General features: G+C 40.6%; 15 protein-coding genes. All 15 read left to right on the top strand.

Annotation, left to right across the window (positions count from 1 at the left end; all coding sequences use genetic code 11):
• Window positions 1-2: 2 nt before the first annotated feature.
• The 15 genes from H4O18_RS06760 (at window position 3) to H4O18_RS06690 (ending at window position 24,404) form a co-directional block, all read left to right on the top strand.
• Window positions 3-1,376, top strand: a complete 1,374-nt coding sequence (locus H4O18_RS06760) for an FGGY-family carbohydrate kinase (RefSeq protein ID WP_187582723.1) — start codon at window positions 3-5, stop codon at window positions 1,374-1,376.
• Window positions 1,377-1,491: 115 nt separating this feature from the next.
• A complete protein-coding gene (locus tag H4O18_RS06755) occupies window positions 1,492-2,898 on the top strand; it encodes a purine-cytosine permease family protein (protein ID WP_187582721.1) in 1,407 nt (468 codons plus the stop codon).
• Window positions 2,899-3,350: 452 nt separating this feature from the next.
• Window positions 3,351-4,304: a 2-dehydro-3-deoxygalactonokinase gene (locus tag H4O18_RS06750; protein WP_187582718.1), complete on the top strand. Its 954-nt coding sequence runs from the start codon at window positions 3,351-3,353 to the stop codon at window positions 4,302-4,304.
• Complete coding sequence (locus H4O18_RS06745) at window positions 4,294-4,935, top strand: bifunctional 4-hydroxy-2-oxoglutarate aldolase/2-dehydro-3-deoxy-phosphogluconate aldolase (RefSeq protein ID WP_187582716.1); 642 nt, start codon at window positions 4,294-4,296, stop codon at window positions 4,933-4,935. Before H4O18_RS06750 ends, H4O18_RS06745 begins: the two co-directional genes overlap by 11 nt.
• 42 nt (window positions 4,936-4,977) lie before the next feature.
• The gene (locus H4O18_RS06740; protein WP_187582714.1) at window positions 4,978-6,126 is read left to right on the top strand and encodes a lactonase family protein; all 1,149 of its coding nucleotides are present in this window, start codon (window positions 4,978-4,980) and stop codon (window positions 6,124-6,126) included.
• An 18-nt stretch (window positions 6,127-6,144) separates the two neighbouring features.
• The gene (locus H4O18_RS06735) at window positions 6,145-7,671 is read left to right on the top strand and encodes a sulfatase family protein (RefSeq protein WP_187582713.1); all 1,527 of its coding nucleotides are present in this window, start codon (window positions 6,145-6,147) and stop codon (window positions 7,669-7,671) included.
• Window positions 7,672-7,836: 165 nt separating this feature from the next.
• Window positions 7,837-8,442 carry an RNA polymerase sigma-70 factor gene (locus H4O18_RS06730; protein WP_187582711.1) on the top strand — a complete coding sequence of 202 codons (606 nt, stop codon included), beginning with the start codon at window positions 7,837-7,839 and terminating at the stop codon, window positions 8,440-8,442.
• A 73-nt stretch (window positions 8,443-8,515) separates the two neighbouring features.
• Window positions 8,516-9,649, top strand: a complete 1,134-nt coding sequence (locus H4O18_RS06725) for a FecR family protein (protein ID WP_187582709.1) — start codon at window positions 8,516-8,518, stop codon at window positions 9,647-9,649.
• A 205-nt stretch (window positions 9,650-9,854) separates the two neighbouring features.
• Window positions 9,855-13,184 (top strand): TonB-dependent receptor, encoded by a 3,330-nt coding sequence (locus H4O18_RS06720; RefSeq protein WP_187582707.1) that lies wholly within the window; start codon window positions 9,855-9,857, stop codon window positions 13,182-13,184.
• A gap of 4 nt (window positions 13,185-13,188) precedes the next feature.
• A complete protein-coding gene (locus H4O18_RS06715) occupies window positions 13,189-14,859 on the top strand; it encodes a RagB/SusD family nutrient uptake outer membrane protein (RefSeq protein WP_187582697.1) in 1,671 nt (556 codons plus the stop codon).
• 13 nt (window positions 14,860-14,872) lie between these two features.
• Window positions 14,873-17,398: an alkaline phosphatase D family protein gene (locus H4O18_RS06710; protein ID WP_187582695.1), complete on the top strand. Its 2,526-nt coding sequence runs from the start codon at window positions 14,873-14,875 to the stop codon at window positions 17,396-17,398.
• Window positions 17,399-17,500: 102 nt separating this feature from the next.
• Window positions 17,501-19,063: a sulfatase family protein gene (locus H4O18_RS06705; RefSeq protein ID WP_187582693.1), complete on the top strand. Its 1,563-nt coding sequence runs from the start codon at window positions 17,501-17,503 to the stop codon at window positions 19,061-19,063.
• Window positions 19,064-19,111: 48 nt separating this feature from the next.
• Window positions 19,112-20,638 (top strand): sulfatase family protein, encoded by a 1,527-nt coding sequence (locus H4O18_RS06700; RefSeq protein WP_187582691.1) that lies wholly within the window; start codon window positions 19,112-19,114, stop codon window positions 20,636-20,638.
• Between the two features lie 171 nt (window positions 20,639-20,809).
• Window positions 20,810-22,276 (top strand): sulfatase family protein, encoded by a 1,467-nt coding sequence (locus tag H4O18_RS06695; protein WP_187582689.1) that lies wholly within the window; start codon window positions 20,810-20,812, stop codon window positions 22,274-22,276.
• Between the two features lie 211 nt (window positions 22,277-22,487).
• Window positions 22,488-24,404, top strand: coding sequence for a right-handed parallel beta-helix repeat-containing protein (locus H4O18_RS06690; protein ID WP_246474065.1), 1,917 nt, complete (start codon window positions 22,488-22,490; stop codon window positions 24,402-24,404).
• The last annotated feature ends 42 nt before the right edge of the window (window positions 24,405-24,446 follow it).

Raw genomic sequence — 24,446 nt, 5'->3', positions numbered from 1 at the left:
CAATGAGAGAGAAAGTAACGGCAGTATTCGACATTGGAAAGACCAATAAAAAATTCTTTCTATTCGATAAGAATTTTCAGGAAGTGTATAGGGAATATACGCGTTTTGAGAATATTAATGATGAGGATGGATACCCTACTGAGGATTTGGAGCGACTAAAAATATGGCTGAAAGAGGTTTTTGATAGGATTTTGGATGCCAAGAAATACAATATTACGTCCATCAACTTTTCAACCTATGGTGCCAGCTTAGTGCATTTAGATGAAAATGATGAGGTTCTGACCCCTCTTTATAATTATACCAAGGAGATTTCAAAAGATGTTATCGATTCATTTAATGAGAAATATGGTCCGGAACTGGATTTTGCGGTAACCACAGGTTCGCCGGTTTCCGGACTGCTGAATTCGGGAATTCAACTTTATTGGCTAAAGCATACAAAACCCGAAATCTTTAAAAGAATTAAATATTCGTTGCACTTGCCCCAATATATAAGTTTTATTTTCACTGGTATCCCTGTAAGTGAACATACCAGCATTGGTTGCCATACAGCGCTGTGGGATTATACCAATAAAGATTATCACGATTGGGTTTATAAAGAGGGAATAAACAAAATATTGCCCAAGATCGTTTCTACCGAGACCAGTATCAATATGAATTATAATGGCAAACGTATTAAGATAGGTGTAGGGATACATGACAGCTCTGCCGCACTACTGCCTTACATTCGCAGTGTGAGAAAAAAGTTTATACTTGTTTCCACAGGTACTTGGAGTATAGCCATGAATCCATTTTCGGAAGAAGCTTTGAAGGCTTCGGACATAGAATCAAGCTGTATCAATTATATGAGGATCAATGGAAAGGCTGTTAAAGCCTCAAGTTTGTTCCTTGGCAATGAATATAAGGAACAGGTAAAAAAATTAACCGATCATTTTCAAGTCCCTCCTGAGTACCATAAAACTATCCGTTTTGACCATGATATCTATTTAGAGATTGTAAAGGATTTCGAATATATGTACCGATGGATAAGTTTTAGTGATGATAGGATGCCGAAATTAACAAGAATTCCTTACGACCAATTTGAACATGCCTATCACCAATTAATGGTGGAGCTCGTGTTGTTACAGGTTGAAAGTATTAAAACAGTAAGTGGGAAGGATAATATTGAGAAGTTATATATAGATGGCGGGTTTTCGGATAATGAAGTGTACATTCAGCTTATATCGCACTACCTTAGAAATATGAAGCTAAGCACTACAGATTCGTCCTTGGGATCGGCTCTGGGTGCAGCACTGTGCATATCCGACGTAAGGTTGAACTCCAAATTCCTTAGAAAGAATTATGCATTAAAGAAACATGTGCCAGTTATAATACAATAGTCGGAAAACTAAGTAATTCAAACAATTATGAACCTAATGAGTTTTAGACCTTAAGAAGAGAAGTGGAAAATGAACATTAACCGGACACTTTAACCAAAAATAATAACCAACCAATATGAGCCAATTTAACATAGAAGAAGAAATAGAGGATATCGCGGGCGGAGAATTTGAGCGCGTTCCAGTACCCACCTCCAAACTGAAAAGTTGGAAGAGTTTTCTTGGAATGTATGCAGGGGAACATGCAGCAGGAACTGAATTTGTAATTGGGCCTTTGTTCCTGACAACGGGGGTAAGTGCCTTTGATCTTATTATTGGACTTCTTTTAGGGAATCTATTGGCTGTGCTCAGCTGGCGTTTCCTGACTGCCGAAATTGCCGTGAAATATAGATTGACCTTGTACTACCAACTAGAAAAGATTTGTGGCAAAAATCTGGTTACTGGCTATAATTTGGCCAACGGGGTGCTTTTCTGTTTCCTGGCAGGTTCCATGATAACAGTTTCGGCCACAGCGGTGGGGATTCCCTTTAATATGGAAATGCCCAAACTCACTGATACTATGCCCAATGGCATGACGTGGGTCATTATTGTTTTAGTTCTTGGTGCGGTTATCTCATTGGTTGCCTCCAAAGGTTACGAAACGGTATCCAAAGCCGCAAACTGGATGTCCCCTGTGATAGTATTGGCCTTTCTGGCTTGTGGTATTGTAGCTTTAAATCAATTAGGGGTAGGCAGTCTATCGGAATTTTGGAATATATGGGGCGAAGGTTCTGAACCTTTTCCAGGGCAGATCAAATATACCTTCTGGCATGTTGTTATTTGGTCCTGGTTCGCCAATGCGGCCATGCACGTGGGGATGTCCGATCTATCGGTATTCCGTTTTGCAAAAAAGGCAAGTAGTGGATGGACCACGGCGGCCGGAATGTACGTAGGACATTATATGGCTTGGATAGCGGCAGCTTTACTGTATGCCGTTTATTTAAAATCACCAGAGGCTCAGGGACTCCTTGCTAATGGAGAGGCACCCACGGTAGCTCCTGGACCCTTGGCCTATAATGCCATCGGTATTTTTGGAATTATTGCTGTGGTTTTAGCTGGTTGGACTACCGCGAATCCTACTATTTATAGGGCGGGATTGGCCTTTCAGGCTATTGTACCCAAGTTGTCTACTTTTTGGGTTACCATAATTGCCGGTACATTGGCCACCATAGCCGGTCTTTTTCCAGCCTTCGCTATGAAATTGTTGGGATTTGTTGCCCTGTACGGGTTTATCTTAGCGCCTTTCGGTGCCGTTATCGTTTTCGAACATTTTTTCCATAAGCAGGCGGGAATCGTTAAGAATTATGCCGAAGTGGCCAACCTAAAATTCAATAGGGCCGTATTTTTCGCTTGGGCGATCAGCTTTGGACTGTTCTATTTTATATCCATTCAATATGATGTATTCCTGTCCTTTGTCACCTTACCGGCTTGGTTACTCTGTGGCGTCTTATTCCTGGTCTTTAGCAAATGGATTCAAAAGAGTTGAATTAACCCTATTAGCATTCCCATAAACTAGGCGATCGTAGACTAGATATGTCGGATGGTAAGGTAGAGCTTAGGCATTTTTCAAACATATAACAAAACAAACAAGGCTTTCAATTTCTTGAAAGCCTTGTTTGTTCTCTCCAATTGCTGATTTAAGGCTCAATTTTATTTTTACATAACTTTAGACTACTTCATAATTTTTGCTTTTCACTGGTTTGGCCAACAATACCAATGTTAGATTTGCTTCTTATTTATATTCCAAGGATGAAAAAAAAAATTAGCGTATTTTTCGGAAAAATTGGAATTTGGCAAAATGGTCCAGTACGGATTTAAATTTGATATTTGCCTTCCCGATGGTCCAATAAAAAGTATTGGAATTGGAATGGTTCGTTCAACCTGTGCACTTGAGAATTATCCCAATATAAAAAGAGTAACTAAAGCGTTTTAGAAAATATGGGGCTACCGGATAAATTTATTAGCTGCGATTGGGGGACCTCCAATTTTAGACTCCGTTTGGTGGATTCCCATTCCTTAAAGGTGCTTTCCGAAATCAGGACCGATCTGGGGATCAAAAAGTGCTATCAGTTATATAAACAGCAAAGTGAACGGTCCCAAGAATCCTATTTTGCAGATTATTTGTTGGCGCAGCTGGAAAACTTGGATTTAAACGGAGTCGAAAACTACCTTTTAGTGGCTTCTGGAATGCTGTCCTCTTCCATAGGGATGCAGGAATTGGAGTACTGCCAATTGCCCATTGCCTTTAGTGGCGAAGACCTAATTAGTAATTGGCTTTCCCTTGATGGCAAATTGGACCTTCTTTTAATTTCCGGGGCTAGAACAAATAAGGATGTAATGCGGGGGGAGGAGATCCAGGCCATTGGACTTTCGGATTACCTGCCCAAGAAGGAAAAAGGGGTTCTATTGTTGCCAGGGACCCACAGTAAACATATCTATTTTGATACCGGGAGATTTATAGATTTCACCACCTATATGACGGGTGAATTATTTGAGGTTATAAGTAAGCACACTATTTTGTCGGCTTCAGTGGAAGAAGCAGGATGGAACCCTTCCTATGAGGATATTTTTGTGGAAGGTGTTAAAAAAGGTGTTGCGAACCAACAGATGGCATCGCTTTTTTCCATTAGGGCAAATAGTCTGATACATAAAACCTCCGCTAAGGAAAACTATTATTATTTATCGGGATTGTTAATAGGGGCGGAGCTGGGCCATTTGAAAGAAAAGAGCGAAACCGTGTACCTTGCAGTTACCGGAATACAGAACGAATTGTACCAATTGGCTTTGAAATCCTTTCTGCCCATGGACCGCATCGTTTGTTTTGATCCACAATTTATAGAAACGGCCCTGTTGGTCGGACAGCTAAAAATTTTAGAACAACATGTCAAATAAAAAATCATTTTCCTGGAAACTTTACAATAGGGCACCCATTGTGGGTATTGTAAGAGGAGTATCCATGGGTGTTATGCGTGATATTGCCAATGCATATCTCAAGGCGGGTCTGCACACCATTGAAATAACCATGAATACCGCCGGGGCCACCGAAATAATTTCCAAACTAAGGAGCGAATTCAATGACCTCAATGTGGGTGCGGGTACGGTCTGTAATATGGAAGATTACGAAAGGGCCGTAGCGGCAGGTGCCCAGTTTATTGTGACTCCGATCTTGGATGAAACAGTAATCAAGACTGCTGTAGCCCAAGGGATACCGATTTTTCCTGGGGCCTATTCGCCAACCGAAATCTATAAAGCTTGGAGCTTAGGGGCATCTGCGGTAAAGATTTTTCCTGCCACGCAGCTTGGGGTCCAATTTATAAAGGACATCTCGGCCCCGCTTAACAACATCAAACTTTTGCCGACGGGCGGAGTTTCTTTGGAGAATATCAGATCCTTTTTTGAGGCTGGTGCCGTTGGTGTAGGTATGGGCAGTTCGCTCTTCAACAAAAAGTTGATAAAGGAGGGAAATTTTGAAGGCCTTTCGGATCATTTTGCCAAAGTAAAAGCGGAAGTAAAAGGCTTTTAAATTCAAATAAATATATTTAACAAAATCAATTCCATTTTTATCATGAAACGACCTTCAAATTATTTAATGTTTATTATTCTATTGGTGCTAGTGGTCGGGTGTAAAGATCAGCCCAAAAAAGCCAATTTGGCGAGCGGACCACAACAAATTCAGAAAGAAGGTCTAAAACTCTTGGTCGGTACTTTTGCCGAGGGGAATGATCAAGGCATTTATCAACTCGATTTTAATACGGAAACGGGGGAGCTTACCAACAGTCAACATGTAGCCAAAGAGAACAAGCCAGGCTATTTATACCTCTCGAAAGATGGGGAGAGAGTCTATTCTTCAAACGGAACAAAACCGGGGAGCGTATCGGCATTCAAATGGAACAAAAATAAAACTGCCCTGGCTAGAGTGGCCAACCACCCTAGTAAAGGGGATGGAGCCTGTTATGTTGGGGTAAGTCCCGATGAAAATCTTCTTGCTGCAGCCAATTATAGTTCGGGAGGTATTGTTCTGTACCCCTTGGATGAAAAGGGAGATATGGTAGATGCTCCACAAGAGATACAACATTTAGGAAGTGGTCCGCATCTCAACCAAAATTCGGCCCATGCACACTGTGTACAATTTTCCCAAAACGGAAAATTTTTATATGCCGTAGATCTGGGGATAGATCAGATTTTGACCTATCCAATAAATTCGGAAAGGAAATTGGGTAAGGCGGAAGTCGGGCTACACATGGATCCCGGGGATGGTCCCAGACATCTTATTTTCCACCCAACGGAAAACAAGGTGTTTATTATCAATGAACTGTCCAGTACTGTTGTGTCGGCCACCGTGGATGAAGAGACTGGAATTTTTACAAATATCGATAAAAAGAGTACACTCCCGGATGATTACCAAGAACCTAATGCCTGTGCCGATATACATATTAGCAACAATGGGAGATTCCTATATGCTTCCAACAGGGGGCATAATAGTATAGCTGTTTATTCGATATCTGACAGCGGAGATTTAAAACTTCTGACCATCGAACCTGTGCAAGGGGATTGGCCGCGAAATTTCACCCTATCTCCAGATGGGAAATTTTTATTGGTGGCCAATCAAAAATCGAATAACATAACTGTTTTTAAAGTAGATGGGCAAACAGGTCTCCTTGAATTTACGGGAAATGAAATATCCATTTCACAACCTGTATGTTTAAAGTTCTAGAGAAATAATCCACCCATTATGACCAACCACAAACCAAAAGCGACCAACTTTTTTATCCTTCTATTATCAATATTTACATTATCCTGCTCCTCAAAAAAAGAAACCAAAAATGAAGAAGGTGAGCGCCCAAATATTGTATTTATCATTGCTGACGATATGGCCTGGGACGATAGCGGGGCCTATGGGCATCCAAATATACGTACCCCAAATATCGATAAACTCGCTGAGGATGGAATGCGTTTTGATCAGGCCTATCTTACGGCCAATTCATGCAGTCCCAGTAGGACAAGTATCATTACCGGGCTTTATCCCCATAATACCAATGCAGAACAATTACATTGGCCCCTGACCCCGGATAAGATAACTTTCGTGGAAAAGCTCAAAGCCTCTGGCTACTGGACAGCCCAGGCCGGCAAGTGGCATATGGGGGACGCCATTAAGGATCGATTTGATGAGGTTTATGATGTAGGTACCTCTGGCTTTCAATTGGCACCTGATGGTACTAAGGCCAAACAAAAAGGTGACGGCAGTGGTTGTGAAAATTGGGTTCCCGTGCTGCAGGCACGGCCAAAGGATAAGCCATTTTTTCTTTGGTTAGCCGCTGTTGATCCACACCGACCCTATACTGATAGTATTGTAAAGAACCCACAGACCATTGAAGATGTAATTGTACCTCCATATATGCCGGATACAGAAAATGTGCGAAGAGACTTTGTGTACTATTACAATGAAATTTTAAGGTTGGATGACTATGTCGGTAAAGTAGTGGAGGAGTTGGATAGACAAGGAATTTCCGAAAATACCTTGATTCTTTTTATTAGCGATAATGGGAGGCCTTTTCCAAGAGACAAGACAACCCTTTACGACGGTGGTATAAAAACGCCATGGATAGTAAAATGGCCCAAAAAAGTAAAACCTAAGTCGGTCTGTGATAACCTGGTAAGTGCTGTGGATATTGCCCCTACATTTCTACAGTTGGCTGGGCTGGAAAGCCTTCCCTCCTTTGAAGGACATGATTTTTCTGATTTGTTGACCAATCCGGAAGCAAAAATAAGGGATATGGTCTATGCTGAAGATCATTGGCATGACTATGAGGATTACACAAGGGCCATAAGAACAAAAAAGTTAAAATACATACGTAATTTTTATACTGACCTTCCAAATACACCTTCGGCTGATGCCTTTGTCAGCGGCACATTTACCGATATGCTAAAAATGAAGGAAAATGGAGAGCTCACTGAAGCACAATTGGCCTGCTTTATTATTCCACGTCCAAGCGAAGAGTTGTATGATATGGTCAAGGATCCATACGAACTCAATAATTTGGCTGGAAACGCCGATTATCAGGAAAGTTTGGAGGCAATGCGTTCAGAAATGAAAGAAATTAGATTACTCACCCACGATAGTTTGCCAGCTTTTAGGACTCCGGATGAATTTGATAGGGAAACAGGTAAATCAAATTCATTTAGGCGACGTCCACGCCCTTCCAAAAAGGAAATGGAAAAAATTATTTTGGAAACAGCTCAGCCCAATAAAAAGGAATGAATTAATGCTATAATCGGCAATTAAATATGTCAGCATCTCCTAATCCATAAACCTTGCGTTTAAAATAAATTTTACATGTAAATTTTACATTTAATAAAATTTTGTATATTTAGCTGCTATATTGGTAATTAAACATGTTTAAGTTTATGTAATTCTTAATTCATAATGGAGAAAGAGCATTTAAGTTTGACAGATTTTCGCTTCCTACAATTTAGGGAAGGAGATCGCCGTGCTTTCGAATATTATTTTAAAGAATATTACAATAGTATTGTTGGGTTTGGAACTCAGTTTATAGGGGATAAGGACAAAGCAAGAAGCGTTGCGCAGGACGCTTTTATCAAGCTATGGGAGAACCGGGAAAAAGTGCAAAAAATTAATGGAATCCCATCCTTTTTGTACCGGTCTGTAAAAACGGATTGTTTAAACCTAATTAGGCACCATAAGGTTGTACGGAAGTACAACTCTCGGCAATTGCAGGAAAGGGAGAGCAACTTGCACACTGAAATTTTGAACTCCTTGAATTTTGATTCTGTTACCTTTTCGGAATTGGAAAATCTTATTGAAAAGTCAATTGAGGAATTACCTGACAAATGCAAACAGGTATTTTTAAAAAAGCGATTTGAAAATAAGAAGAATAAAGAGATTGCTCAAGAATTGGGTATTACTATCAAAGCCGTTGAAGCCAACATAACACGGGCTACGAAATTCCTTAAATTGAGAATTGCAAACTACGTAATCATTACATTTTTCTATGCTTTTTTGCATTTTTGATAAAAAAATCAAAAATCAATGTAGGGTAAAGTACTTCTAAGGTGTACTTAATTGGAACACAAAATTCCAGTTAATGGATTACGATTTAATTTCGAAGTACCTTTCAGGAAATGCCACGGAAGAGGAGGTCTCATCGATCTTTCAATGGATAGATGATTCCCCCGCGAATAAAAAGGCTTTTATAAAATTCAAAAAAACCTGGGCCTTAAAAGCAAAGAGCGATGAAGATTGCGAAATGGCTTGGCAGGAACTGGAATCAAAACTGGACAACAATAAGCCGAAATCTAGATTTTCAGGATTCATAAAGTATGCCGCTATCTTAGTACTTCTTGTGGGCATAGGGTCTTACTTTATCCAACAAAAATCAAATTCTGATCTGCCGGTCATTGATAAGAACGCCATTACCTTGGAATTGGGCAACGGAAATATTCAGGTTATAACCGAGAAAGAGGAAAGTGCAATACTAGACAAGAACGGAAAGGTGGTAGGAAAGCAACAGGGAGGCGTTTTATCCTATCAAGACGTTGCCAATCAGGTTGTTTCTAAAGCACCTATTTATAACGAATTGAACATACCCCATGGAAAAACTTTTAAGTTGATTCTTTCCGATGGCACAACAGTTCATTTAAATGCCGGTAGTTCCATAAAATATCCCGTAAAATTTATTGAAGGTACAAAAAGGGAAGTATTCCTTAACGGGGAAGCGTTTTTTGATGTCACCAAAGACGCAAACCATCCTTTTGTAGTAAATGTAAATGATTTAAATGTTAGGGTTTTGGGAACAAAATTCAATGTTTCTTCCTATCCCGAGGAGGAAAATGTCAACACCGTCCTTGTTGAGGGATCTGTGGCCCTGCATGGGGAAGACAGCGACTTTAATTCTGCAAATACCGTTTTATTGGAGCCTGGATATAAAGGGGAATGGAATCAACACTCAAAAGAAACATTCATAACACAGGTGGATACCAAAATGTACACCAGCTGGGTGGAAGGAAGATTGATCTTCCGAAATACTCCATTTAAAATCATTAGAAAAAAACTGGAAAGGCACTATAATATCTCCATTAAAAACAATAATGAAATTTTGGAAGAGAAGACCTATAATGCGGTTTTCGATGTTGAAAGTATAGAGCAGGTGTTGCGAACTTTAAATGAGATTTATTCTATTGAGTACATCATTGATCAAAATGAAATAGTAATTAATTAAACTTAAAATAATTAAATATGAAGTGAATTTCTAGAGGCTAGGACACAATCTACTTTATAAAAAAAACCAGAAAATGCTTGCGACATTTTCTGGCAGATTAAAGTGATTAAAAATTTTTATTAACCACCAAACGTATTACTAAATTATGAAAAAATTTAACAAACCACGGAATCGTAATGGTTGTCCATGGCGATTCGATTTAAAAATGAAATTAACAACCCTATTTTTATTAGTTGCACTTTTTCAAGTTAATGCAAGTACTTATTCCCAAAGTACAAAAATAGACTTGAATCTTAACAATGTTAAGGTGTTTGATGTTCTCAATGAAATTGAATCCCAGACGGAATTTAAGTTCTTTGTGGACACCAAAGAAGTTGATTTGGAAAGAATGGTTTCCATAAAAGTGAAAAGGGAAACGATTTCCAAGATATTGGAGAAAGTGTTTAAAGGAACCAATATTGTTTATAAGGTTTTGGACAAACAAATAGCGTTAAAGCCTGGAGTCAAAGAAGATAATGTTGACCAAAGTAGCACGCAGGAAATGGGATTGCAGCAACCTACCATTTCAGGTACTGTTGTGGACGATACCGGGACGCCATTGCCAGGGGCAAATATTGTGGAAAAAGGAACCACGAATGGGGTAACAGCCGATTTTGACGGTAATTTTTCTATTGAGGTAGCAGATGTCAACGCCATTCTGGTAGTTTCCTATATTGGTTTTTCCACTATTGAAGTACCTTTGGATGGGCAAACCAGCCTTAGTATTACCCTTCAAGAAAGTGCGGCAGGATTGGATGAGGTTGTCGTGGTGGGTTATGGAACCCAGAAGAAAATCAACGTAATTGGCTCCATATCACAAGTATCTTCCAAGGACATTGAAAATAGACCTGTAACACAGGCGTCCCAAGCAATAACGGGACAGATGCCCGGGGTTACTATAATTCAAAGATCGGGAAGACCCGGACAAAGTGGAGGGGAGATCCGCGTTAGGGGAGTTGGTTCATTTGGAGCTGACGCCAATGCCCTTGTTTTGATAGATGGTATAGCAGGTACCATGAATGATATTAATCCAGACGACATTGCTTCCATCTCCGTTCTTAAGGACGCTTCTTCGGCAGCTATCTATGGGGCCAGATCTGCCAATGGGGTAATTTTAATTACCACTAAAAGCGGCAGTAACAAGAAATTTTCAGTTAGCTATAATAGCTATATTGGTGTTAATGAGGCCACTGAACTTCCTGAATTTGCCAACTCTTGGGAGTATGCGGAAATGTACAATATAGCTTCAGGGAGCACTAGTTTTACTGCCGATGACATTGAAAGATACAGGGCACAAAACGATCCTGACAATTATCCGAATACAAGATTCTTGGAAGATCTGTTTTCTAGAAATGGAATACAGACCTCCCACACCCTTACCGTAAATGGTGGTGACGAAAACAATAAGTACTATGTATCTGCAGGTATTTTGGATCAACAGGGGATAGTACCTAAGAATAGCTTTAACCGCTACAACTTTCGTATGAATCTCAGTAATAAGTTGGGCGAAAAATTTGAATTGAACTCGAGGTTTTTTGGAGCATTGGAAGAGCGAAAAGAACCCCAGGCCACAGCAAATAAAGGAGGCGGATTTTTAGATCAACTTGTTCAGAATGCGGTGCGTTATCCAGCGACTTTCTTGGGCCGGGATTCCCAGGGCAATTACGGTATAGGACCTGAAAGTGGTGGAACTCCAGTTGCGTGGTTAGATTCCAAATCCTATTTGACCAATCCTACAACCAGGGTCGGGGTTAATGTAAAATTGGACTGGAAGCCTAATGATGATTTAGTCTTTTCCGCTATTGGAGGTTATAATTTTACACTTTATGAGGAGCGCTCCTATCTGGGTTCCCAAAGACTTAATGAGGATGTGTTTTTAGGTCAATCGTATTTGAATCAACAGAGCAACAAAACTATTTTTAAGACCATGCAGTTTACCGGGGAGTATTCCAAGGAATTTGGGTCGCACGATTTTAGCTTATTGGCTGGATATTCTTTTGAAAATGAAGAGCTATCCCTTTTCAATGGTTACCGTCAGGATTTTGCAAGCAATGACTATACCGTAATGGATCTTGGAAGTGCTGAAAATCAGCAATCTGGGGGCTTTGACGCGGAATGGGCCTTACAATCCTTTTTCTCTCGTCTTAAATACAGTATAGACCAAAAATATCTTTTTGAGGCTACTATGCGGTATGATGGATCATCGCGTTTTCCGGAGAATAATAAGTATGCATTTTTCCCTTCTGCTGCTGTGGGATGGCGTATTTCCCAAGAAGACTTTATGCAAGGGGTATCTTGGATGTCCAATTTAAAAGCAAAGGCTTCATGGGGTATATTAGGAAACCAAAATATAGGTAATTATCCTTATCAAACAGTTTTGGCCTCAGGAAGGGATTATTCCTTGGGGGGCGGACTTGCAACTGGGGCAGCATATGCCAATTACAAGGATGCCAATATTAAATGGGAATCTACTGAAACTATTGATATAGGAATCGAATCCGGCTTTTTTGACGGACAGCTAACTTTTAACGCTACCTATTTCAATAGAAACACAACAGATGTACTATTTAAGCCTTCCGCAAGTGTATCCTCTGTCTTAGGAGTTGGTATAAGTGAGACCAATACCGGAGAGGTAAAAAATACGGGATGGGAATTTGACTTGGGTCATCGTGGAAAAGCTGGAGATTTTGGATATTCCATAAACGCTAACTTTTCGATCATCAATAATGAGGTTGTTACCTTGGGACTTGGTAATGTTGAGCAGCCCAATGGTTTTGTAGGAAATGGTTCCGACTTGTTCATAGGCTATCCCATGCAAATGTACTACGGCTATAAAGCCGATGGAGTGTTTTTAAATGATGGTGAGGTAGATAGCTGGCCAGATATGACTGCAGTGAATCCTACTGCACAGGCAGGTGATTTTAGATATAAGGATATTAGTGGACCAGACGGTGTTCCAGACGGTAAGGTAGATCCTACTTATGACCGGACCTATTTGGGAAGCCGGATACCTAAATATACTTTTGGCGCCAATCTAGGTTTTAACTATAAGAACTTCGACCTATCGGTTTTATTACAAGGAACCGCAGAGGTAAAGGGTCAATTGGATGGTTATGCCGGTTATGCTTTCTTTAATCTAGGGAATATTCAAACTTGGCAAATGGATGGTAGGTTCGATCCCAACAACCCTGTTCGTTATCCTGATTATCCTAGGCTCGAAGTATTGACCAACAGCGGATCGGCCAACACGGAAGACTCGGACTTTTGGGTCATCAATTCTGGGTATTTGCGTATCAAGAATATTCAGCTTGGATATAATTTTCCTGATGCGGTCAATGAAATTCTAGGGATAGATAATTTAAGATGTTATTTGGGCGCAGAGAATTTGCATTCTTTTAATTCCTATAGAAAGGGATGGGACCCAGAAATAACCGGGGGCGGAGCATATTATCCCATATTAACTACCTACACTTTTGGTATAAACCTAAAATTTTAAGATCATGATCAAAATATATAACAAACATTCATCTAAATCAAGGGTTCTGGGATTACTTCTATTAGGAATTGTCTCCTTGGGAACAGTAATTTCCTGCGATAAGGAATTGGAACAATTTCCCAGTAACGCCTTTGCAGCCGATAATTTCTGGACTTCGGAGTCCAATGCCAACATTGCGCTGACGGGAGCATATAGAGGGGCCGTGGAATATAGTACACAGGTTGTGCCTTCGGATTGGTGGACCTATTGTGGCATTGTGTTTATGGAATTTGCTACGGATAACGCCTATGATCGAAGAGGTGATAATTCCACCCAGAACCGATTGACAAATGGTACTTTGCTACCAAATAACAACGTTGTTAATGGATATTGGCAAGGGTCTTATAAGCGTATCGCCATTTGCAATGATTTTCTGGAAAATATTGAAAAAGTAGATATGGAACAGGCTAAAATTGATAGAATGAAGGCCGAAGTACAGTTTCTAAGGGCTACACAGTATTTTTATCTATCACAGTTTTGGGGCAGTGCTCCATTAGTTACGGCTACCTTAACACCTGATGAGGCCAATAACGTGGATAAGGCCTCGAAAACGGAATTGGTGACCTTTGTAGAGAATGAGCTTAAGGCTGCTGCAGCTGCACTTCCGGCATTTGGCGAATTGAAAGCAGGGGAGGCTGGTAGGGCCAGTAAACAAGCAGCATTGGCTTTTTTAGGGAGATTGTATCTCGGGGAGAAGAGATTTCCTGAAGCTTCTGTAGCATACAAACAGATTATAGATATGGGCGATAATATTATTGATCCAGATTATAGCTCACTTTTTATTCCTTCCAATGAAAATAGCAGTGAAAACATTTTTAGTTCCCAATATTTCGGGGGTCAGGCAGGTAATGCGTTGCCCCAGCACGCCTATCCTGCAGTTGCCTCAGGTTGGCATATTGTAAACCCATTGGGCAGCTTGGCGGATGCTTATGGCTTTGATGACGGTACTCCTTTGTCCTATGATGACCCGAGATTTGACTATAGCGATATGGGGGCAAACAGAGATCCTAGATTCAGGTATAATTTTATATGGGATGGTGCTACGTTTGCTGGCCGGACCTATGATTGTAATCCGGATTCAACTGGATCGGTAGATCAATTGACCTATTCCAAGCAGGCTACCAGAACAGGATATGGTTTAAGAAAATTCTTTGATGAATCCTTTAGCGGTAATCTAAGGTCCGATTATGGTGGCAATATCCCTATTATCAGATATGCCGAAGTATTGTTGAGTTATTTGGAGGCCGAACTCGAAGCGGGTAATGCCATTACACAGCAATTGTTGGATGAAACCATCAATGCCGTTAGGGGTAGGGAGTCTGTAGGGTTGCCGGCTATTACGGAAACCAATGCGGATGCTCTTAGACCATTATTAAGAAACGAGCGAAGAATTGAGTTGGCTTTGGAAGGGCAACGTTTGTGGGATATCTTTAGATGGGGAATTGGTGATGAGGTGTTAGTGGGAGATTTCTGGGGTGCACCATTCCCAAACTCCACCTTATATCCAACCACATCCAAAAAAATTGATCCAGAGTCTAGGTGGTATGTTACCACCAAGAATTTCCGGGAAGGTGTAGACGATGTATGGCCGATTCCAGAATCGGAGATCAATGTAAATCCAAAGTTGGGAAATTAATCCTATTGCTAAAATGGTTTTAAAGAGAAGAAATTTTATTCAAAAAGTAGGGTTGGCAATTCCAATAATTGCCAACCCTTTCTCCAATATATTCTCCCAAAGTGGTGTGTTGGATAATGAGCTAAATAGTAGTTCTGGAAAATCCATTGCCTTTAATTTTGAAAATTTAAATGAGAGGGTTTGGATTGGAAAGGATTTTTGGAGTATTCCCATGGAAGATTGGGAAATTGGAAATAATAGACTGGAGTTTAAAGGGACTATGCGGAATGCCCGTCTTCATCTATTGACTTATGTGCTTAAAAAGGATAAGGGAGATTTGTGCATTAAAAGTAGAATTGGGCTGTTAAAAAATAACAATGACAAAGGGAGCGTTGGTTTTTCTATCGGAATAAAGGATGCTACCGACCCAAAGAGTGTAAAAGCGGCCTGTTATTTTGGTGAAGGATTGTCTACAGGCATTTCCTTGGAAGGCAAATTATTTGTAGCCGACAAAGAAGCTAAGCTTCCGGAAAATTTTGATTTTAGCGATTTTACTCTGGAATTGGGGGTGTCATCAAAAAATGGCGATTACGAATGTACCTTGATCGTTGTGGACAAGGATGATCGTAAAGCGGAATTGTCATATCGCCACACCGGAGAAATCGAAGGCCTGGTGGCTTTGGAACAGAACATGAACGAAAAGGAGGGGAGTACCTTTTGGTCTCGGTCAATTGCCCTTGATGGTACTAAGGTTGAATATGTTCCCGATAACAGTTTTGGGCCTATCCTTTGGGCCATGTACACACTTTCAAAAGGGAAACTTAAATTAACGGCACAACTACCTCCGGTAGGCAACAGAGATTCACAAAAGGTGGAGCTTCAATTTTTTAAGAAGGGTAAATGGGTCAAGGAAGAAAAGGGCGAAATTGATCCTGTATCATATAGTACTATTTTTTCAATAGAAAATTGGGATTCAGCCCAAGATACACCTTATCGTTTGGTCTATTCCATTGACAAGGAAAAGCATTATTATAAAGGCGCTATAAGACAAGAGCCAAATGACCGGCCATTGCGATTTGGTGGTTTAACCTGTCAGGAATGGGCAGGATATCCATATCGTCCCTTGGTGGAGAATCTTGAAAAATCCAACCCGGATATGCTTTATTTTTCGGGGGATCAGTTGTACGAGGGCAATGGAGGGTATCCTATAAAAAGACAGCCAGAAGACAGTGCAATTCTAAACTATTTGGGAAAATGGTATATGTTCGGTTGGGCTTTTGGAAATATTATGCGCGACCGGCCTACAATCTGCACGCCCGATGACCACGATGTTTATCAAGGTAATCTTTGGGGAGAAGGAGGTGAAGGCATTTCTTTTGAAGCTTGGGAAAAGGTAAGGGATGCCCATGGCGGACTTGTGCAGACACCCAATATGGTCAATGTGGTTTTTCGCACCCAATGTGGTCACCTTCCAGATCCATATGACCCATCACCTTTACCATCAGGCATTACAAATTGGTTTACCCAAATGGTTTACGGGAAGGTTAGTTTCGCTATTGTGAGTGATAGATTATTTAAATCCGGTCCAGAGATGCTTAGGAGTGGGGAAGGTAGGATAGATCATCTTACCGCCCCGGCCAAACCGGAAGAACTTGATTCAAATGACCTGGATTTCTTTGGAAATCGTCAAATGGAGTTTTTGAATGGCTGGGTCGGTGATTGGCAAGGAGCGGATATGAAGGTGCTGTTAAGTCAGACTTTATTTTCCAATGTAGGTACCCATCATGGTCCCAAAAAGCAATTCTTATTTGGCGATTTGGACTCGGGAGGTTGGCCCAAATCCAAAAGGGATGAGGTAATACGGACCATTAGAAAAGCTTCTGTTTTTCATATCAACGGAGATCAACATTTGCCTTTTATGGTACAATATAGTGTTGATGAAGTAAGGGATGGGGGCTGGACCTTCTGTACCCCGGCAATTTCAACGGGTTACCCAAGATGGGGACAACCAGATTCTGTCAATGTACCTTTTACGGATAGACCAGCACATGGGCTGCCTAATACAGGTAGCTATCGAGATGGATTTGGGAACACTAATTATATCTATGCCGTTGGGAATCCGACCGATGATTTTGACCTAGAGAAAAACAGATATTTGAAAGCACAGAAAAAGGCATCCGGTTTTGGGATAGTTACTTTTGATACCTCGGCTAGGACTATAAAAATGGAAGCAATTCGATTTTTGGCAGACCTTGATGTGGATTCCGAAGACAATACCTACCCGGGATGGCCATTGACCATAGCCCAAGATGACAACGATGGCAGAAGGGCCTTGGGCTACCTGCCTAGATTGCATTTTAAGGAATCTAACCAAGTTGTTAAGATTATTAATGAAGAGACCAATGAAATGGTAAAATCGTTGAGGATCAAAGGAAAGGAATTAGTGCCAGAAGTATACTCTTTGGCCAAATATACCTTGATCATAGGGGAAGGACAAAATGAAAAAGTCATTAAATCGGTTGCAATAAGTACCGACCCAAAGGAGGTTATGGAGGTCTAGGGCAATTGAATAAAATATGAGGAAAGGTGCATATCAAAAATATATGGGTTGTACCTTACTAGCTTCTAAAGCCAAAATCATTAAAATTAACTAAATAGAAAAATGAAAATTATTAAAAGGAATTTGTTCCAGACTGCCATTATTGTGTTGCTTTTGGCAGGATGTAAATCCAAGGAAGAGAAAGTAGTCGCTACTGATGAAAGTGCGAAAAAGCCCAATATTGTATTTATTTATATGGATGATCTTGGGTATGGCGATATGAGTGCCTATGGGGCAACGGAGATCAGTACCCCTAATATGGATGCATTGGCAACGGGCGGTGTACAATTTACCAATGGTTATGCCTCCTCAGCTACTTGTACGCCAAGTAGGTATGCCATATTAACAGGTAGGTATCCATGGCGCAACAAAGATGCCAAAATATTACCAGGAACAGCTCCTTTGATAATTGATACGGCACAAATGACAGTGCCCAAAATGTTGCAGGGAGAAGGTTATGCCACCGGTATTGTGGGTAAATGGCATTTGGGACTTGGTAGCGGAAATGTGAATTGGAATGAAAGGGTGTCACCTGGCCCCAATGAAGTTGGTTTTGATTATTCCTATATTCTTGCTGCAACCCAGGATAGGGTGCCAACGGTGTATATTGCCGACGGTCACGTAGACGGATTGGATCCCAATGACCCCATTGAAGTGAGCTACGAGAAAAATTTTGAAGGGGAACCCACGGGATTGGACAATCCCGAACTGACTACTATGAAATGGCATCACGGTCATAACAACAGTATAGTGAATGGAGTTCCAAGAATTGGCTTTATGAAGGGTGGGGAGTCTGCTAAATGGAGCGATGTTGATATGGCGGACCATTTTCTGGCCAAAGCCCAACAGTATGTAAAAGAGCATAAAAACAAACCTTTCTTTTTGTACTATGCCTTGCAACAGCCACATGTACCACGTACACCGCACCCGCGTTTTGCCGGAAAATCTGGAATGGGTCCAAGAGGGGATGTTATTTTGGAGGCCGATTGGATGATAGGGGAGTTCATGAAAACCTTGGAGAATGAGGGAATCCTTGAGAATACATTAATTGTCTTTTCAAGTGATAACGGCCCAGTAGTCAACGATGGTTATTATGACGACTCCGAAGAAAAATTGGGCAATCATACCCCTGCAGGAATTTTAAGAGGAGGTAAATATAGTTTGTTCGATGCAGGTACAAGAGTTCCATTTATTACCTATTGGAAAGGTACAATTGCACCAGGTAAATCTGATGCCTTAGTATGCCAGTTAGACTTGCTTACTTCTATGGCCGCCTTGGTGGGAAGTGATAAGACAGGTGAGGATAGTGAGAATCTTTTGGATGCATTTATGGGTAAATCAAAGGACGGAAGGGAAGAGTTGGTATTGGAAGCAACCTCCAGAACAGCCTTTAGAAAAGGTAATTGGGCTATGATTCCTCCATATAAAGGACCAGCGATAAACAAAATGGTGAAAATTGAGTTGGGTAATGCAGAAGAGTATCAATTATATAATCTGGAAAACGATCCTAGTCAAAAGGAAAATCTGGCTAAATCCAATCCTGAAAAACTTCAGGAATTAATTGCTGACTTTGAGAAAATTAGAGGCAATTCAAATGACGGAATCCAAGACTTGGAACTCAAATAAGGTGTGTTAATTACACATAACCAAGAAGAGAGAATTGAATCTTGATATATGAAAAAATCTGCCTTACATACCTTGTTAATCGGATGCTTGTTTCTAACTCTAATAGCGAACGCTCAAAAAAGTAAGGAAAGGCCCAATATCCTGTTTTGCATTGCAGATGATGCATCCATGAAGAGTTTTGGAGCATATGGGGATACTTTTGTGAACACTCCAACTATTGACGGCCTGGCTAAAGAAGGGGTTGTTTTTAATAATGCGTATAACGGCAATCCAAAATGTTCCCCGGCACGGGCCTGTATTCTTACAGGAAAATACAGTTGGCAACTCAAGGAGGCGGCGGATCACAATGGCCGTTTTCCTTCAGAGTTTAAGACCTATCCGGAATTATTGGCAAATGAGGGGTATAATGTAGGTTTTTCTGGTAAAGGATGGGGTCCCGGGGTGTATGATACTGCCGATAATCCGGCCGGACCGGAATACAACAGTATAAAAATAACACCCCCGTATGAGAGTATAAGTAATATAGATTATGCCGCCAACTTTGGTGCATTTTTGAACGAAAAGGGAGAGGAAAAACCTTTCTGTTTTTGGTTGGGGGCCAAGGAGCCCCATAGGGCCTATGAACTGGATTCTTGGAAAAAGGCAGGGCGCGAATTGAAAGAAGCAGTTGTGCCCCCCTTTTATCCGGATAACGACATAGTTCGTGGAGACCTATTGGATTATGCCAATGAGGTGGAATGGTACGATACCCAAGTGGGTAAGGCCATACAAATATTGAGGGAAAAAGGTTTGTTGGAAAATACAATGATAGTGGTTACCTCAGATCATGGGATGCCATTCCCTAGGGTAAAAGGACAAATATATGAGGAAGGCTTTCATATTCCATTGATCGTTTATTGGAAGGGTAAAATCTACCCTGGTCGTACCGTGAACGATTTTGTGAGTTTTTCCGATTTGGCACCAACATTTATGGCGGTAGTGGGGGCTAAACCACATCGGCAAATGACAGGAGGAAGTCTTATAAAACAGTTGTTCTCTCCAAAATCTGGGCAAATAGACCAAGCCCGTGACCATGTATTATTGGGCAAGGAACGTCATGATGTTGGTCGTTCCGATCAGGACGGGACAGATTTGTCCTACCCGGTCCGTGCCATTCGGAATGATTCGTTACTCTACGTTCATAATATAAAACCAAAAAGATGGCCTGTTGGAAATCCTGAATACGGGTTTTTAAACTGCGATGGATCCCCAACCAAAACTTATCTTACAGATTTAAAACCAGGGGATAAGGAATACTTCTTTTTTGAAATGAATTTTGATAAAAGGCCGGAGCATGAGCTCTATAACATTCAAGAAGATCCACATTGTATCAATAATTTAGCCGATCTTCCCGAATATGCTGTGCAAATAAAAACACTTCGCACTCAAATGGAAACAGAGCTTATGGCTCAGGGAGACCCACGAACCTTAGGCAATGGCGATATTTTTGATAATTATATCTACTACGGAAAGCGGTTGGATTATAAAACAGGGGAGCGTATATCTCCTTTGAATTATGTGAAGCAGGATGAATAATTTAGCACATTGAAAGATATTGTTTTGTCCCTATTCGCACCAATACTGCTGGTTCTCCCTGAATTAGGTCAGAACCTACTATTGCAAGAACCCAATGTGGTTTTGATTTACAACCGGATAGCGAGCGGAAGAAATTATGACTCTTGTTTATTCTATTTAAAACGATAATTTATGAATTATAGGCTAATTATTATTTCCGCTTATTTGGGTTTAATGTTGACAGGCTGTAGTGAAAAAAAGGAAACACAGATAGCTTTACAGAAGCAGGTAGAGAGGCCCAATATAATACTCTTTGTTGCTGATGACCATGGAACGGATGCCCTCGGGGCATACGGGAATAAGGTGATAAAAACCCCGAATCTGGATAAATTGGCCTCTGAAGGTGTACGTTTCAATAACGCCTATTGTACCACTGCTAGTTGTGCTGCCAGTAGATCGGTAATTCTTACCGGGCTCTATGGCCATGCCACCGGTTCTTATGGTCATGTACACGACTATCATCATTTTAGCACCTATGACATCGTAAAATCTCTGCCCGTGCTGCTTGAAAAAGAAGGGTATACCACGGCTAGGATAGGAAAATATCACGTGGCTCCGGAATCCGTGTACCATTTTGAACAAGAGTTGAAGGCCGACCCTAGAAGTACCGTGGCCATGGCAGAAGAATGCAAAGATGTTTTGACATCCGACAAACCATTTTTTTTGTATTTCTGTACGGATGATCCGCATAGGGCAAATTCTACAGATCCCGAACAATGGGATGCCCCAAACAGTTTTGGGAACAAGTTGGAAGGCTATCCAGGGGTAGAGACTATTGTTTACGATCCGACTGAGGTTGTGGTTCCGGATTTTTTGCCGGATACTAATGAAAGTAGGGAAGAAATTGCCCAATACTACCAAAGTGTTTCCAGAATAGATCAGGGTTTTGGTAGGTTGATGCAGATGCTTCAGGAGTCGGGCAAGGCAGACAACACTATAGTTATTTATATATCTGATAATGGCATGGCATTTCCTGGTGCCAAAACCACCTTATATGAGCCAGGGATGAAACTGCCCTGTATTATTAAGGACCCTTTTTCTAAATTAAAGAATACCACTTCGGATGCTATGATTTCTTGGGTAGACCTTACGCCTACCATTTTGGACATGGCGCAAGTGGAAACAAAAGGATACTCGTTTCATGGGCGTTCTTTTCAAGATGTATTGAATGCTAAGGAACCTGAAGGCTGGGATGAAATATACGCCTCCCACACCTTTCATGAAATCACCATGTATTACCCCATGCGCGTGGTGCGAGACAAAAATTACAAGCTTATAAGGAACATAGCATGGCGGTCGGAATATCCCTTTGCATCGGACTTATGGGCGGCTTCTACATGGCAGGAGGTATATAGAAACAAAAAAGAGTATTTCGGTAAAAGAAAGGTACAAGATTACCTGTTTCGCCCTGAATTTGAATTATTCAATTTGGAAAAAGATCCCGATGAAATAGTGAACCTGGCCAACGACCCCAATTATAAGGAAGTAATGGATGAAATGATAAAAAAAATGAAAGCCTTTCAAATTAAAACCCGTGATCCCTGGCTAATTACTTGGGATCATGATAACTCTCTCCAGGGCACAGGGGTAAATTTATAGAGTAACAATAAGTTCAAATCGCAATTAATAACTATAAGCTTCTCACATGTAGTCTTAATCTTTTTCCTAGAAGTGCACTGGCAAAGGCTTATGACTATTTAACCTGAGCACAAAGGCAATAATTAGATTGTTAGTTAAGCCTTAGGGAACATTACTGAATAGTGCATTATAAAAGAAACAGAAATTAAGGAGAAACAAAGGTTTTAAGGAAATGAGAAAATTTCAACTATTAAATAGAAGTCCAAAAAATTATAAAATTGTGATGCTACTTGTCATTTCCCTTTTGTGTGGGTCTGGTTTTTCACAATCGGAGGGGCTACTTTCGGAAAATGTAGTGTTTACAACTGAAATAGCCGAGGACGCTACCCCAGCTGTTTTGGCCAGAATTCGTCAGGCAAAGAAATATCCTATCTCTGAAATTAAATTTGAAAAGGGAACCTATCATTTCTATCCGGACAAGGCATTCGAAAAATTTACCCGTATTTCCAATCATGACGATGTGTTGGCGAAGACTGCCATGCCAATATTTGGGATGGCGGACTTGACCATTAATGGCCAAGGTTCTACTTTTATCTTTCACGGGAGAATGATTCCTTTTCTAATTGAGGATTCAAAAAATATTACCATTACGAATGTTATTGTCGACTGGGCAGAGCCTTTCCATAGTGAGGGATTAATAGTGGCCAATGACGAGAAGAACAATTCTTTTGACATGGAGCTTTCAAAGGAGTATCCTTATGAGATTAGGAATGGACAGTTAATTTTTGTCAAGGAGTATTACGAGCATAACTTGGGACAGTCTATTCTTTTTGATCCCACCCGGAATGCCATCGCCTTTAATGCCGAAGTTTATACTCCAATTACCGCCACACGGAACTCTACTTTTCAGCACAATCTTGATAAAATAAAGTATAAGTATAAGACCGACCCCCGTTCCAAGGTGGAGAAAGTACGTGGAAAAGAGGATAATTTAAAGGTCGAGGAAGTTAAGCCGGGTACGGTACGTGTCTTTAACCACAAACAGAAATTGCCCCCCGTAGGAATGGTTTTGGTCTGCAAGGGCGATCAGAGTCTAAACCGTCTGGCACCTGCCTTTCGGATTACAGGAACAGAAGGCTTTAATGCAAAAAATGTGAATGTTCATCATGCAGGAGGAATGGGATTGATTGCAGAGAATTCATCAGACCTCATTTTGGACAGCTTTAATGTTACTCCTTCCCAGGGAAGAATGGTCTCTACCACAGCCGATGCAACCCATTTTGTTGGTTGTAGGGGCAAAGTGGTACTAAAAAATTGCACGTTTAACAATCAGTTGGACGATGCAACAAATGTTCATGGTACTTATCAGGAAGTGATGGACATTATTGGCAAAAAAAGCATCGGTGTCCGTATGGGACATGCCCAGCAACAAGGATTTACTATAGGGCGTGCCAACGATACTATTGGACTGGTGAGATTGGCGACTTCCTTTTTTCCGTATGATTATCTTACCCTAAAAAGTACAGAATATATAAACGGTAGGTACCAGATAATAAGCTTTAACGAAGACCTACCAGCGGGGCTAAAGGTTGGCGATTTAATTGAAAATGTAGAGGGCTATCCAGAACTATTGGTGCAAAATTGTAATATTAGCCGTAATCGGGCTAGGGGACTTCTAATTTCCAATCCAAAGAAAACAATTATTGAAAATAATTATTTTAGTACGGAAATGGAAGCTATTCTTATTCCTGTGGAAAGCAGTCATTGGTTTGAATCTGGTAATGCGGCTAACTTAATAATTAGAAACAATACTTTTCAGGATAATCAGCATAGCGGATTTAATAGGGGGGTAATTCGGTTTGTTACGGATGATGAAAACCACAATATTGCCTTTAAAAATATTGAAATAACTAATAATAAGTTTCATCAATTCGACAATCTTATTTTGGAGATTTCAAATGTTGATGGATTGTTGTTTCAAGGGAATACGATAACCAATTCTGGCAGCTTCCCTATACTGTACCCCGATAATCCCGCCATTACGGTAAATGCATCAAAAAATATCGTGTTCAAGAAAAACAAATATATGGGCAAGGCAAAACAAATACTAATGAAAGACGAATTGCTTCCCAGCCTTAAATTTAAATAACAACCAAATAATTTATAGACAATGTCATACTTTAAAATAGGA

The sequence above is a fragment of the Arenibacter arenosicollis genome (assembly GCF_014397245.1).
GTDB classification, from domain to species: domain Bacteria; phylum Bacteroidota; class Bacteroidia; order Flavobacteriales; family Flavobacteriaceae; genus Arenibacter; species Arenibacter arenosicollis.
Note: the sequence above shows the minus strand (reverse complement) of the source record. Positions and strands in the feature narration are given on the sequence as shown.